Consider the following 13,649-nt stretch of genomic DNA (forward strand, 5'->3'; position numbering starts at 1 on the left):
CGGCCGCGCCCCCGCAACGACGCGTCGAGTCGAGTAACGGTGCGACGACGATCAGTCCGGACAGCGCGGCCCGGTGCCGGTCAGGCTTCCCGTGATCGAGTACCGACCGGGACCCGACACCCGGAGCAGCGTCCAGTCGCCGTACGGGGCCAGGCAGGCGCCCGCCCCCGTCACCCGCAGCCAACGCGACCAGCGCAGCCGGACCAGCGTCTCCCCGGCGGCCGGTACGTCGACAGTCAACTCCGCCGACGTGGCCCGCACCAGCTCCACGCCCGGAATCCCAGGCCCCGGCCCCTCGACACCATCCCGTCCCTCCGCCCCGTCCGGCAGATCGCCACCGTCCGGCAGATCGCCACCGCTCGGCGGGTCGCCAGCGCTCGGCCCTTGCCCCGGCCCGAATGCCTCCACGATGGACGGTGGGCCGGTCACCGCGTACAGGGTCCAGTCCGGGTGTTGCCAGATCGGCGTCAGGTACGGCAGCCCGCCCCGGATCAGCTCCGCCTCCCGGCGGCCGACCCAGGACGGCTCCGCCCCGGCCAGTGCCACGTACGCCACCCCGTTGTCCCGCAGCCAGTCGCCGTACGACTCCACGTCGACGCTGCCGTCCAGGAAGAGCCGATTGTGCGCCTGGTCGGCCTGGCGCAGCCAGCCCCGGGCCAGCGGCGCAGCCTCCGGGACGTACGCCGCCTCCCAGTAGTTCGCCGTCGGCACCACCTCGATCCGGCCGGGCGGCCGGTGGGTCAGCTCGGTCAGCAGCGGCTGGAAGTAGCCCCGGGACGCGGTCGGATCACCGGCCGCCCGCAGGTCTGCCACCGAGACCGAGGGCTCCACGACGGCGACCAGCGCCACGATCGCGGCCAGCGCGAATCCGGCCGGCCGGCGGGACCGACCCCGGGTGAGTCGGGTCGGAAGTGTCCCGTAGCCCACCAGCACCGGCAGTGCGAACATCGCGGCCAGCCGGGTGGCGTTCAACCCGACCGGTGTCCGGACCGCGAACGCCGCCAGCACCCCGAGGGTGGCCAGCACGGCACCGATCCGGAGCGCGCGCCTCGGCACCAGCAGCGCGACCAGCGTGCTCGCCACCGCCGCCGTGAGCGTGTCGGTGAGGCTGATGTTCATCCAGCCACCCGCGCCAAAGCCGAACCCCAGCCCTGCCACCGGCACCCCGGCCCCGACCGCCAGCACCGCCCCGTCGGTCACACCCGGCCGCCACCGCCGCCGGCCCGTCCCTCCCCCACTCCGCCCACCGTCCCGCCCCGGCACCGCCGGGACGGCAGCCTCCGACTCCGGAACGGCAGAGAGAAGAGCATCCGGCCTCGGCGCCTTCGGCAAGGCGGCCTCCGGCTCCGGCACCGACGAGCGGCCGGCATCGCGCTCGGGCACCGTCGGGAAACGCGCCGCCAGGGCGAGGGCGACTCCGGCGAGGCCGACGAAGAGTCCGGCGACCGGGCTGGCCGCACCGGCCAGCGCGGCGGCGACCCCGGCCGCGCCCCACCGCAACGCCGGCCGTAACCCGCTGGTCAGCAGCAGCAGCGCGACCAGTCCGAACGCGACGCCGACCGCGTAGGTGATCCGGCCGGAGACGAGGTTGCCGGCCACGCAGGCGGCGCCGACCAGCCCGCCGAGCAGCGGCCGGCGCGCACCGGTCCGCACCATCAGCAACGCCAGCGCCACCGCCGACCCCACCAGCGCGAACGCGCCGGCCAGCCGGGGGCCGAGCGGGTCGCCGCCGAGCCAGTGCATCAGCAACGGGGTGAGGGGGCTGTAGCCGTGCGGTGAGATCCCGGCGTACCAGCCGAGGTCCAGGGCGGCCCAGCCGTGCCGGCCGAAGAAGTTCGCCCGGGCGACCTGGGCGGACAGGTCGGTGCCGAGCGGCGGGGCGAGCAGGAACGCGACCGCCAGCACGCCGGCCAGGCCGATCGTGCCGGACAGGACCTGCCGTACCCGGCGCCGGTCAGGCATCCAGCACGCGCTCCGCCGCAGCCCGGGACCGGCGCGCCGTCCGCAGGTAGTGGTCCAGGAACTCGCCCGGGTCGTGGCCGCCGAGCAGGCGTACGACTCCGGCGAGTTCCACCCCGTGCCGGGGAAGCTGGTCGCCGGCCCGGCCGCGTACCAGCATCAGCGCGTTGCGGACCTGGGCGGCCAGGCTCCAGCCGGTGGCCATCGCGACCGCGTCGGCGCCGTCGACCACTCCGGCCTCCCGGGCGGCGGCCAGCGCGTCGAGGGTACGGGTGCAGCGCAGTTCGGGCAGCCGTCCGGCGTGCCGGAGCTGGGTGAGCTGCACCGCCCACTCCACGTCGGCCAGTCCACCCCGACCGAGTTTCGTGTGGGTGGCCGGGTCGGCGTTCCGGGGCAGCCGCTCGGTCTCCACCCGGGCCTTGATCCGCCGGATCTCCACCACCTGTTCCCGGCTCAGTCCCTGCTCGGGATAGCGCACCGGATCGGCCACCGCCTCGAACTCCCGGCCGAGGTCGGCGTCGCCACAGACGTACCTGGCCCGGAGCAGCGCCTGCGCCTCCCACACCTTCGACCAGCGGGCGTAGTACTGCGCGTACGCGCCCAGGCTGCGTACCAGTGGTCCCTGCCGGCCCTCCGGGCGCAGGTCGGCGTCGACCCCGAGCGGCGGGTCGGCGGCCGGCATGCCGAGCAGCCGGCGCATCTCCTCGGCGATCGCCCGGGCCGCCGCGCTGGCCGCGTCCTCGGCCGCACCGGGCGGCGGGTCGTAGACGAAGAGCACGTCGGCGTCGGAGAGGTAGTTCATCTCGTACCCGCCGAGCCGGCCCATCCCGATCACCGCGAACCGCAGTCCGGGCATCGCCGGCTGGGTCGCCCGGGCCACCCGCAGTGCCGCGCCGAGTGTGGCGTCGGTGACGGCGGAGAGCGCCGCGCCGACGGTGTGCACGTCGGAGTCGCCGATCACACCGGCCGGGGCCGCCTCCGGCGCGACGGTCGCGGCCATCCCGGTCGAGCCGGCCGGGGCCAGCGAGCCGGCCCGGTACAGCACGTCCGCGCAGGCGACCCGGATCAGTTCCCGGCCGCGCAGCGCGCGGACCGACCGGATCGCCTCGGTCGGGTCGGCCGGCTGCGGCCCCCGGCCGACGAGGTAGCGGTCGGCGGCGGCGGCGAAGCCGTCCCGGAGCACCTCGGCGTCCCGGGGCGTCAGCTCGGCGTCGTCGGCGAGCAGCCGGAGCGCTTCCGGATCCCGGGCCAGCAGGTCCGCGACATAGCGGGAGACGGCCAGGGTACGGGCGAGTCGGCGGGCCACCGGACCCTCGTCGCGGAGCAGCCGCAGATACCACGGGGTGCCGCCGAGCTTGTCGGAGACCTGGCGGTAGTTGAGCAGGCCCCGGTCCGGCTCGGGCGCGTCGGCGAACTCCTGGAGCAGCACCGGCAGCAGGGTGCGCTGGATCGCCGACGTCCGGGTCACCCCGCCGGTCAGCGCCTCCAGGTGCCGCAGTGCCCGGGTCGGGTCGGCGAAACCGAGGATCTCCAGCCGGTTCCGGGCCGCCTCCGGGGTGAGCCGAAGCCCGTCGGCGGGTACCCGGGCGACCGCCTCCAGCAGCGGACGGTAGAGCAGTTTGGCGTGCAGCCGGCGTACCTCGGTGGCGTGCCCGACCCAGTCGGCCCGGAACGCCTCGACGGCGTCCCGGCCGGGCAGCGCGGTGTAGCCGAGCGAGTGGGCCAGCCAACGCAGCGCCGGCCGCTCCGCCGGCACGGTGTGGGTACGCCGCAGCGCCTGCAACTGGAGCCGGTGCTCGACCCCGCGCAGGAACCGGTACCCGCGCAGCAGCGCCTCCCCGTCGGCCCGCCCGACGTAGCCGCCGGCGACCAGGGCCCGCAGCGCCGGAATGGTGCCCGGGGCACGCAGCGACTCGTCGACCCGGCCGTGCACGAGTTGGAGGAGCTGCACCGCGAACTCGATGTCCCGCAGCCCGCCCGGCCCGCGCTTGATCTCCCGTTCCAGCTCGCGCGGTGGGATGTTGTCGATGATCTTCCGGCGCATCGCCCGGACGTCCTCGACCGCCTCCGGCCGTTCGGCGGCCCGCCACACCAGCGGGGCGAGCGCGTCGATCCACTCCTGGGCCAGCCCGATGTCCCCGGTCGCCGGACGAGCCTTGAGCAGCGCCTGGAACTCCCAGGTGCGGGCCCAGCGTCGGTAGTAGGCGAGGTGGCTGGCGAGGGTACGCACCAGCGGCCCCCGGTTGCCCTCCGGCCGCAGTGCGGCGTCGACCGGCCAGGCCACCAGTCCGCAGATCTGGATCAGTCGGGTCGCCACCTGGGTGGCCGCCGGCAGGTCCTCGTCGGTCGCGGCGACGAAGATGACGTCGACGTCGGAGACGTAGTTCAGTTCGCCGCCACCGCACTTGCCCATCGCCACCACCGCCAGCCGGGGCTCCGGAGTACCGTCCGGCAGCTCGCCGACCGCGATCGCGTACGCGTCGGCGAGGGTGGCGTCGGCCAGCGCGGAGAGCGCCGCCATTGTCTGCTCCAGGCCGCGCCCGCCGGTCAGGTCGGCCGCCGCGATCCGCAGCAGCGCCAGCCGGTACGCCTGCCGCAGCGCCGCCACCACCGGCAGCCCGTCGGAACCGTCGCCCGGTCCGGCGGAGTCCGGGTGCAGCAGCCCCTCGGCGTTCGGCGGCAGCCCGTCGACTCCGGTACGCAGCGCCCGCCACTGCTCCGGGTTGGCCACCAGGTGGTCGCCGAGCGCCGACGAGGCACCCAGCACGGCGACCACCCGCCGACGCAGCCCCGGATCGGCGTGCAGGGCGGCGAGCAGCGTCTCCCCGGCGTCACCCGCCGACCCGCCGCCCCCCGCCACCTTCACCGACCCGGCCCGGATGGCATCCGCACTCGCCGCCGGGCCCGTCGGGGCGGTCGGGGCGGTCGAGCGGCGTTCGGCCTCCACGATGCGGTGCAGTTGGCGCAGGGCAAGGTCCGGGTCGGCGGCCCGGGACAGCGCGGTGAGCAGTTCGCCGGCCGGGTCGTCGACCGGCTCCTGGGTGTCGACGTCCCACAGCCCGAGCCCGGCCGGGCCGAGCAGGTCTGCGGCCTGGCCGACACCGTTGCCGCCGGCCCGTTCCCCGGCGCCCAGGCCGAAGCCGTACCGGGCGAGCCGGCCGGTCGCGCTGGTCGGTCTGCTCATCGGCGGCAGCCTCCGCTGTCGATCACTGCCGGCCTCCGGTGCCGGTCATCGCCGGCCCTCCGGTGCCGGTCATCGCCGGCCCTCCGGTGCCGGTCATCGCCGGCCCGCGCTGTCGGTCATCGGCAACGGCCCCTCGCGTCCGTCATCGGCGGCGGCCCCTGGTGTCCGTCATCGCGGCCGGCCCCTGGTTCTTCGTCGTCACGGCCGGCTCCTAGTGTCCGAGCAGCGGCAGGGTGGGCCGGGGCGGCGCGCCGTCGAGCCGGCCCTGGGCCAGTGCCGCGAACCGGGCCGCGAACGGCTGCCACACCTCCTCCACGTCGGCCAGCACGTTGGCGCAGGCGGCCACCACCAACTCGGGGTCGTAGTCCAGCTCGGCCAGTACCGCCGAGTCGGCCGCCCAGTCCGCGATCATCGCCTCGTCGCACTCGATGTGGAACTGGAGCCCCCAGGCCCGGTCGCCGAGCCGGAACGCCTGGTGCGGATAGCGGGTCGAGGCGGCCAGCAGGGTGGCGCCGTGCGGCAGCTCGGTGATCTCGTCGACATGCCACTGGAGCACGTCCGGGATCATCGGCACGTACCGGAACAGCGGGTCGTGTTCGGCGGCGTCCCGCTTGCCGACGACGGTCGGGCCGACCTCCGGGCCGGCCGCGCTCCGCTCGACGGTACCCGCGTGCGCCGTGGCCAGCAGTTGGGCGCCGAGGCAGATCGCCAGCGTCGGCAGCCGGTGCCGGACCGCCTTGCGGAGCAGCCCTTCCAGCGCCGGAAACCAGGGCGCGCCGGGGCTGCCGTCGGGTCCCGGGTACGGATGCTGGTAGCCGCCGAGTACGACCAGCGCGGCGTACCCGGTCAGCTCCTCGGGCAGCGCGTCCCCGGCGTACGGCCGGAGCACCGTCAGGTCGAGACCGGCCTCGGTGAGCCAGTCCCCCAACCGGCGGGCGTCGTCCGTCGGGTCGTTCTCGATCACCAGCGCGGTCGCGGTGCCGTCCACGCTGCCGGTGTCGTTCTCGGTTCCGGTCTCGGTTGCCACGGTGTCGAGGCTATCCGGTGCGCCGGACGCCCACCGATAGGCTCAGGGCCGAGCGGGGGAAGGAGACCGAGTGTCCGACGATCAGGCGGTACGCCCACCGGCGCTGCGACCCGGCGACACGGTGCTGCTGGTGTCGCCGTCCGGGCCGACCCGGCCGGACCGGGTGGCCCGGGGACTGGAACTGCTCACCGATTGGGGCCTTCGTCCGGTCCTCGCCCCGAACGCGTACGCCCGACGCGGCTACCTCGCCGGGGACGACGCGTTGCGGGCCGCCGACCTCAACACCGCCTTCGCCGACCCGTCGGTACGCGGCGTGCTCTGCACCCGGGGCGGGTACGGCACGCAGCGGGTGGTCGACGCGATCGACATGTCGGCGGTGCGCCGGGACCCGAAGGTGGTGGCCGGGTTCTCCGACATCACCGCGCTGCAACTCGCGCTCTGGCGGGGCGCCCGGCTGGCCACCGTGCACGGCCCGGGAGCCGCCTGGCTGGACGAGCGCACCCCGCCGGCCTCGGCCGAGTCGCTGCGCGCCGCGCTGATGTGCGCCGAACCGGTGGTGGTGCACCGGGTACCGACCGAGGAGACCGCCGCCGTGCTGGTCCCCGGCACGGCCACCGGTCGGCTGATCGGCGGCAACCTCTGCCTGCTCACACACTCCCTCGGCACCCCGGACATGCCGGACCTGACCGGCGCGATCCTGCTGGTCGAGGACGTCGCGGAGGTGCCGTACAAGGTCGACCGGATGCTCACCCACCTGCGCCGGGCCGGCGCACTGGCCGGGCTGGCCGGGGTCGCGGTGGGGCAGTTCACCAACTGCGCCGACGACTGGTCGATCGGGGTGGCCGAGGTGCTCGCCGAACGCCTCGGCGATCTGGGGGTACCGGTGCTCGGCGGGCTGCCGATCGGGCACGGGGTCGGGCAGTTGACCGTGCCGGTCGGCGTACCGGCGACGCTGGACGCCGACGCCGGCACTCTGACCGTCTCCCCCGCCGTACGCTGACCCGGCCACGCCTCCCCACCCGCCCTCACCGGAGGCACCTGATCACGTAGCGTCTGGCTCGCCCGGACGGGCCAAACGCTCCCCGCTCACGTCGACAGCCCGCTGGTAGCGTGCCGCCAGTTCCGGATAGCTGCGGAGGAGGTTGGCCGGTTCGGGCAGCGGAGCCGCACCGGCGACCTGGACGCCGGCCTCGGCGAGCCGAACGAGAGTCTCGGCCGCGAACCGTGGCTCACTGGGCGCGACCGCGTCCAGGGACGTCGCCATGTACCACCCCAACCGCTCGTCAACGGTCCGCTGCCGGCCGAAGTGGGTCAGGCAGCAGCGGACCAGCCTCTCCGCCAGCCCGTGGCTGCTCCGGAAGCAGATCGAGTGGACCGCCCCGACCACCTCGGCTGCCAGTTCCGCCGGCAGGTCCCCGTCGGCGGCGAGCCGCTCCAGGACGAGCCCGGCGAGCCAGCGGCGGGGTTGGAGACTGGTTACCCCATCTCGCAACATCCCGGCAAAGCGCAGGTAGCCGCGCCGGCTCTCGTCCGGGCCGGGCGTCGGCCACATCGCCAGGAACGCCAGCAGCCCGTGCAGCGTTGAAGTCGGCGCTGTCGACAGCGGCGCGTAGAACTCGCTGGTCCCGTCCGGAAGCACCGCTGTGGTGGGTTCCAACGCGTGTACCAGCACGTCGTCGTCGATGGCGCACCGGAGGTTAGCCCCGCGAGCCAGCCTCGGCAACTGCTGGTCCGGCGCCCGGAACCAGGGGGAACGTCCCGTGAATTCCTCCGGCCGGAGATCGTAGGTCCACAGCAGGTCGATCGGCGGCACGGGAGCCTCGGCCGGATCCGCGACGACCCGCAGCACAATGTCCCGACTGCCGTCCTCGGCCCGGATCCGTTCCAGCGCCAGCACCTCCACCAGGCCGGCCCAGTCGTCGGAACCGAGCTGGGACTGCCACAGCAGCGTCTCCCGGTGCCAGACCGGCACCACGTTCCGGTCGGGGTAGAGGCGGCTGCCGTGCAGGGTACCGGCGGCGCAGACCGCGAGCAGCAGCAGGTTGACGCTGTACGCGGCGTGCCGGGCCGGCACCGGCAGCCCGCGCGGCTGGTACAGATCGAACCGGCGGGCCGGTCGGGTGTGGTGGGCCGCCCGGTAGAGCCGGACCAGCAGGTCCACCAGCACCTCCCGCCGCTCGCGGTGCACGGTCGACATCAACCCGCGCAGGAACCCGAGGATCGGCGCCCGCCCGCTCAACGCGGCGTACGACAGCACGGCCTGCAACAGGTCGTCGTCGACCGGTCCCCCGCCGAGCGGCATGGTGGCGGCGGCCTCCCGTGCGGCCACGTCCAGGAGTACCTGCCAGGTGAACCGGGCGACCAGGAACTCGCCGAAGGTCGCGTGCAGGAACTCGTACGTCTCCAACCGCTCGTCGTCGCGCAGCGCCCGCGACCGGTGTACGAAGAAGAAGCGGCCCAGTACGAGTTCGGCCCGGCGCAGCGGCGCCCGCAGCTCGGTACCCGTTCCGGTCGCCGGGGCCGGGCCGAAGAGCGCGGTCAGGTCTGCCTCCAGCTCGGCCTCGTTGACCCACTGGGCGGTGCGGTTGAACATCGCGAAGGCGACCACGGAGAGCCGGCGCAGCTCGTCCTCGACCGCGAGGTCCAGCTCCCGCTCGGGCAGCCCCGGCCGGTGCTTGACCACCTCGCGGCGGGCGAACTGGCGCAGCAGCCGCTCGTACAGCTCTTCCGAGCGCAGCTCGCCGGCCGAACGCAGCCCGTTGTCGTCGGCGTCGTAGAGCGCCAGCATCAACAGCAGCAGCGGCTGCTCGGCGAGTTCCCGGTGGGCCAGCACGGTCGGCAACTCCAGGGGAACCACGCCCCGGGCGGCGAACTCGGCGGCGTTCACCGCGTTCCAGGTGGCCAGCCAGCGGGCGACCCGCGGCTCGTCGAACGGTTCCAGCCGGAGCGCGACCGTGCCCTCCGGCGGTCGGGACCGGTCGGCGACACTGGTCCGGCTGGTCACCACGACCACCACCGGGCGGCCCTGTTCGGCCTCGCGCCGTTGGAACGCGGCGACCTTGGCCAGGTAGTCGGTCTGGCTGACGCCGGTCGCCTGGAGCAACTCGTCGAAGCCGTCGAGCAGCACCACCGGCAGGGCGTCGCCGGCCGACCGGGCCAGCGACGGCCACTCCAGTCGCTCGCCGGTCGCCGCCCGGATCGCGTACTCGATCTGGTCCTGTAGGTCGGCGGCGGCCGGCACGGCCCGGAGTTCCACCCGGACCGGCAGGAAGTCGGCCGCCGGCAGCCGGGCCGCCAGAACCCGGGTGAGGACAGACTTCCCGGAGCCGGGCTGCCCGAGCACCAACAGGGGCGCCTCGACCGCGCCGGGGGTGGTCAGGTGACCGACGAGGAAACCGGAGAGGTCGTCCCGAACGGGCTGGTCCAGCCACCACGACTCGTCGCTGGGCCGGGCCGCCGGGCCAAGTGCGGCCACCCGGCAACGAGGCGTGACGTACGCCCCGCCGAGGGTCGGCACCCGGATTCCGGCCGGTACGTCCCCGGACTCGACGATCGGCCGGCCCAGCTCCGCCGTGCACGCACGGGCCAGCGCTTTCCGCCGCTCGTCCGGCGGGCGGCCGGTGGAGATGCCCTGGAGCAGCCGCTCGACGTCGGCGAGCGCGGCCGCGAGCCGGCCGACTTCGTACCTGGTCGCGGCGTGCTCGCGTAGCCCGGCCCAGAAGGCCACCTCGGCGAACTCCCCGGCCAGCCGGCCGAGCAGTTCCTGGTGCCGGCCGACGGAGTCGACGGGCACCGCCGCAAGCACGGCGTCGAACCGCCGATGCTGGCCGACGTCCAACCAGTCCCAGGCGGCCAGTCCGACCACGAACCGGCGCAACCGCTCGACGACGCCGCGGTAGTAGCCGCCCAGCACCGCCTGGAAGCTCTGGTACGACTGCTCCGGGCCGGGCGCGGGAACGTCCTCGCCGAAGAACGCTGACAGCAGCGAGCCGTGGTCGGCGCCGTGCGCCCCGGCCACCGCGACCTGCTCCCGCTCGGTCAACTCCAGGTCCTCGAACCGGAACGGCAGGTCCGCCTCGGCCAGCGCCTCGAAGAAGGCGGTGACCACGAGTATTCGGTGCGCCGCCGCCAGCCGCTCCGTCCGGCCGTACCGGGACAGCCCGGAGCGTCGCTCGGCCAGCCCGCCGACGAGTTCGTGGCTGAGTCGGACGAACTCGGCCTTGGCGTCGAAGAGTGCCAGTACGGCCGGCACCGCCACCGCCGCGCCGAGCAGCGCACCTCCGGTGAGCTTGTCCAGTGCGGTCACCACCGGGCTACGGGCGCCGCCGAGCAACCGGGCGGCGTCGGCGTAACTCAGCGTCCGGGGCATTCGGCGGCTCCTGTCCGTCGGGATCTGTCCGGGTACAAGCTTGGCGGTAGCGGACAACCGGCGGAAGTGGGCGGCGACCGTCGGGAAGGAACGCAAAGCGGCGCGGAAGACCGTCGGTCGGGGGTACGGCTCTCAGCGGATTGTCAGCGGCTGCGGTGATTCCCAGCCGGCTGCCAGCCACCTCCGAAGGACCACACAGCGTGGTGTCGCATGGTGGGGCGGACGGAGCAGCAGCACGCGCCGTAGCAGCGTACGCACCCAGGGAGGGGAGATCAGCATGAGCAGTCTGTTTACCCGGAAGCGGGTCGTCGGTGGCCTGGTGGCCGCCGGGGTACTCACGGTGGGTCTCGCGGCGCCGGCCGTGGCGTTCGCCGAGGACGCCACGCCCACCCCGACGCCGTCGGCCTCGACGGACAGCGGCAAACCCGCTCCGGAGCACGGCAAGCGCTGGGCGGAGCAGGGCGACAAGCTGGCCGAGCAACTCGCCAAGGAACTCGGCGTGCCGCAGGAGAAGGTCGACGCGGCGCTGGCGAAGATCAAGGAGCAGCACCGGGCCGAGTGGAAGGACCGGGCCGGGCAGAAGGAGCAGGGCAGGCCCGACGCGCAGTCGAAGGCCGATCGGGAGGCCATGCTGAAGGAGCGGCTCGACAAGGCGGTCGCCGACGGCAAGCTGACCCAGGAGCAGGCCGACGCGATCCTCGCGGCGGCCAAGGCCGGCGTCTTCCCGGCCTGGGGTGCCGAACACGGCGGTTGGGGCGGCCCGAAGCACGGCGGCCCGGCCGACGCTCCGGCCACCAAGTAGCACCGGACGACCGGGACCGGAGCACGGCGGCCCGGCCGACGCTCCGGTCCCGGAACGCACAACCACCACACGACCTGTTTCCCGGACCCGGGTCGCGCCGCTCCTCCGGCGCGGCCCGGGTCGCCCGTCGTACCCGGGGCGCCGGCCCTCAGCCCGCCGGGGCGACCCGCGTCCCGGTCAGACGATGCAGGCGGCGGGCCAAGCGATGCAGGCGGCGGGCCAAGCGATGAAGGGCGATCCGGATCAGGCGATGAAGGCCGATCCCGGTCAGGCGATGCAGGCGCAGACGATCAGCGCGGCCCCGAAGTGCGTCGCGGCGCTGACCCGGGCGGCCGGGTGCGGCTGCTCGGCGCAGATCACCTCGCCGAGCTTGCCCGGGGTGAGCCAGTCGAGCACCAGGAACGCCAGGGCCATGATGCCGAGCCCGATCACTCCGAACAGGACGGTCGAGGCGAGCCCTTTGGCGAAGTCGGTGTAGCTGGTCAGGATCGCGGTGAAGACGATCGCGGCGATGCCGAGCTGGTTGGCCAGCAGCAGCAGCGACGCGTTGCTGTTGCGCTGGATCCAGATCAGCTCGCGCAGCTTGCCCGGGGTGAGGGCGTCGACCAGCAGGAAGCCGGCCGCCATCAGCGCTATCCCGACGGCACCGAACACGATGCTCTGCCAGGCTCCCGCGAGCAGATCCTCGACCACCGACTGCCTCCCGTCAGGCGTAAGCGGCCGTCGGAAGGGGTTCGCCGGCCGCGTCGTCAGGACGATAGCGTGCCCCGGCAACACCGGACAGCCCCGCGAACCCCGGACCTGGCGCGGCCCGCCCAGACATGACGCGGGGCCCCTCCCCGGTCGGGAAGAGGCCCCGGGCAGACCGCCCTCGGCAGGCCGGCAGCGCGAGCGCCACAGCAGGGCGCCAGAACAGCCGACAGAGAGCAGGTGTCAGAGCAGGCCGAGGTAGCGCTGGCGCTCGTACGGGGTGACCTCGCGGCGGTACTGCTCCCACTCGGCGCGCTTGTTGCGCAGGAAGAAGTCGAAGACGTGCTCGCCGAGCACCTCGGCCACCAACTCCGAGCCGGACATCACGTCGATCGCCTCGGCGAGGTTCTCCGGAAGGGACTCGTACCCCATCGCCTTGCGCTCGGCGTTGGACAGCGACCAGACGTCGTCCTCGGCACCCGGCGGCAGCTCGTAACCCTCCTCGATGCCCTTCAGCCCGGCGCCGAGCAGCACCGCGAACGCCAGGTAGGGGTTTGTCGCCGAGTCCGGCGAGCGGACCTCGACCCGGGCCGAGTTCGGCTTGCCGTACGCCGGCACCCGGACCAGCGCGGAGCGGTTCAGGTGCCCCCAGCAGACGTACGCCGGGGACTCGGTGATCCGGTCCGGCAGCGCCTGCGGGAAGAGCCGCTTGTACGAGTTGACCCACTGGTTGGTGACCGCCGTGTACTCCCGGGCGTGCACCAGCAGCCCGGCGATGAAGGCGCGGCCGACCTTGGAGAGCTTCATCGGGTCGCTGGCGTCGTGGAACGCGTTGCGCTCCCCCTCGAACAGCGACAGGTGGGTGTGCATCCCGCTGCCGGGCTGGTCGGTGAAGGGCTTGGGCATGAAGCTGGCCCGTACCCCGGTGGAGAGCGCGACCTCCTTGACCATGTGCCGGAAGGTCATGATGTTGTCGGCGGTGGTGAGCGCGTCCGCGTACCGCAGGTCGATCTCCTGCTGTCCGGGTGCGACCTCGTGGTGGCTGAACTCGACCGAGATGCCGATCCGCTCCAGGGCCAGTACCGCCTGCCGACGGAAGTCCCGGGCCACCGCGTGGGTGGTGTGCTCGAAGTAGCCGCCGTCGTCGACCGGAACCGGCAGCGAGCCGTCGTTGGGGCCGTTCTCCAGCAGGAAGAACTCGATCTCGGGGTGGGTGTAGAAGGTAAAGCCCTTCTCGGCTGCCCGGGACAGCGCGCGGCGCAGCACGTGCCGGGGGTCCGCCCAGGACGGGCTGCCGTCGGGCAGCAGGATGTCGCAGAACATCCGGGCGCTCTCGCCGCTGACCCCGCCCTCGAACGGGAAGACCTGGAAGGTGGTCGGGTCGGGCATGGCCACCATGTCCGACTCGAAGACCCGGGCGAAGCCCTCGATGGCCGAGCCGTCGAAACCGATCCCCTCGTCGAAGGCTGCCTCCAGCTCCGCCGGAGCCACCGAAACGCTCTTCAGGGTGCCGAGTACGTCGGTGAACCACAACCGGACGAAACGGATGTCACGCTCTTCCAGCGTACGGAGCACGAACTCCTGCTGACGGTCCACCTCAACCCCTCGCACACTCTCT

The 13,649-nt window shown here is 73.8% G+C and carries 8 protein-coding genes; 2 read left to right on the forward strand and 6 right to left on the reverse strand.

Annotation, left to right across the window (positions count from 1 at the left end; genetic code table 11):
* Positions 1-51: 51 nt before the first annotated feature.
* The 3 genes from Pen02_RS25540 to Pen02_RS25550 form a co-directional block, all read right to left on the reverse strand.
* Positions 52-1,962, reverse strand: a complete 1,911-nt coding sequence (locus tag Pen02_RS25540) for a hypothetical protein (RefSeq protein ID WP_203868635.1) — start codon at positions 1,960-1,962, stop codon at positions 52-54.
* The gene (locus Pen02_RS25545; protein ID WP_203868636.1) at positions 1,955-5,143 is read right to left on the reverse strand and encodes a bifunctional [glutamine synthetase] adenylyltransferase/[glutamine synthetase]-adenylyl-L-tyrosine phosphorylase; all 3,189 of its coding nucleotides are present in this window, start codon (positions 5,141-5,143) and stop codon (positions 1,955-1,957) included. Before Pen02_RS25545 ends, Pen02_RS25540 begins: the two co-directional genes overlap by 8 nt.
* Before the next feature lie 211 nt (positions 5,144-5,354).
* Positions 5,355-6,170, reverse strand: coding sequence for a type 1 glutamine amidotransferase (locus tag Pen02_RS25550; protein WP_203868637.1), 816 nt, complete (start codon positions 6,168-6,170; stop codon positions 5,355-5,357).
* A 70-nt stretch (positions 6,171-6,240) separates the two neighbouring features.
* On the opposite strand from Pen02_RS25550, the gene Pen02_RS25555 reads away from it, so the two are divergent.
* Entirely contained in the window at positions 6,241-7,170 is a 930-nt protein-coding gene (locus Pen02_RS25555; RefSeq protein WP_203868638.1) for a S66 peptidase family protein, read from the forward strand.
* 42 nt (positions 7,171-7,212) lie between these two features.
* Here the strand turns inward: Pen02_RS25555 and Pen02_RS25560 are convergent, their stop codons facing one another.
* Complete coding sequence (locus tag Pen02_RS25560) at positions 7,213-10,539, reverse strand: NACHT domain-containing protein (protein WP_203868639.1); 3,327 nt, start codon at positions 10,537-10,539, stop codon at positions 7,213-7,215.
* 277 nt (positions 10,540-10,816) lie between these two features.
* Between Pen02_RS25560 and Pen02_RS25565 the strand changes: the two genes are divergently transcribed.
* Positions 10,817-11,341 carry a hypothetical protein gene (locus Pen02_RS25565; RefSeq protein WP_203868640.1) on the forward strand — a complete coding sequence of 175 codons (525 nt, stop codon included), beginning with the start codon at positions 10,817-10,819 and terminating at the stop codon, positions 11,339-11,341.
* A 267-nt stretch (positions 11,342-11,608) separates the two neighbouring features.
* On the opposite strand, the gene Pen02_RS25570 is transcribed toward Pen02_RS25565, so the two are convergent.
* Positions 11,609-12,034, reverse strand: a complete 426-nt coding sequence (locus Pen02_RS25570; protein WP_203868641.1) for a DUF350 domain-containing protein — start codon at positions 12,032-12,034, stop codon at positions 11,609-11,611.
* A gap of 240 nt (positions 12,035-12,274) precedes the next feature.
* Positions 12,275-13,627, reverse strand: coding sequence for a type I glutamate--ammonia ligase (glnA, locus tag Pen02_RS25575; RefSeq protein ID WP_203868642.1), 1,353 nt, complete (start codon positions 13,625-13,627; stop codon positions 12,275-12,277).
* Between the last annotated feature and the right edge of the window lie 22 nt (positions 13,628-13,649).

Origin of the sequence: Plantactinospora endophytica (genome assembly GCF_016862915.1) — a bacterium.
In the GTDB taxonomy this organism is placed as follows: Bacteria; Actinomycetota; Actinomycetes; order Mycobacteriales; family Micromonosporaceae; genus Plantactinospora; species Plantactinospora endophytica.

Coding starts and splice junctions, on each gene's coding strand:
- Pen02_RS25545 (WP_203868636.1), bottom strand. CDS start 5,143: ATGAGCAGACCGACCAGCGCGACCGGCCGGCTCGCCCGGTACGGCTTC.
- Pen02_RS25540 (WP_203868635.1), bottom strand. CDS start 1,962: ATGCCTGACCGGCGCCGGGTACGGCAGGTCCTGTCCGGCACGATCGGC.
- Pen02_RS25565 (WP_203868640.1), top strand. CDS start 10,817: ATGAGCAGTCTGTTTACCCGGAAGCGGGTCGTCGGTGGCCTGGTGGCC.
- Pen02_RS25560 (WP_203868639.1), bottom strand. CDS start 10,539: ATGCCCCGGACGCTGAGTTACGCCGACGCCGCCCGGTTGCTCGGCGGC.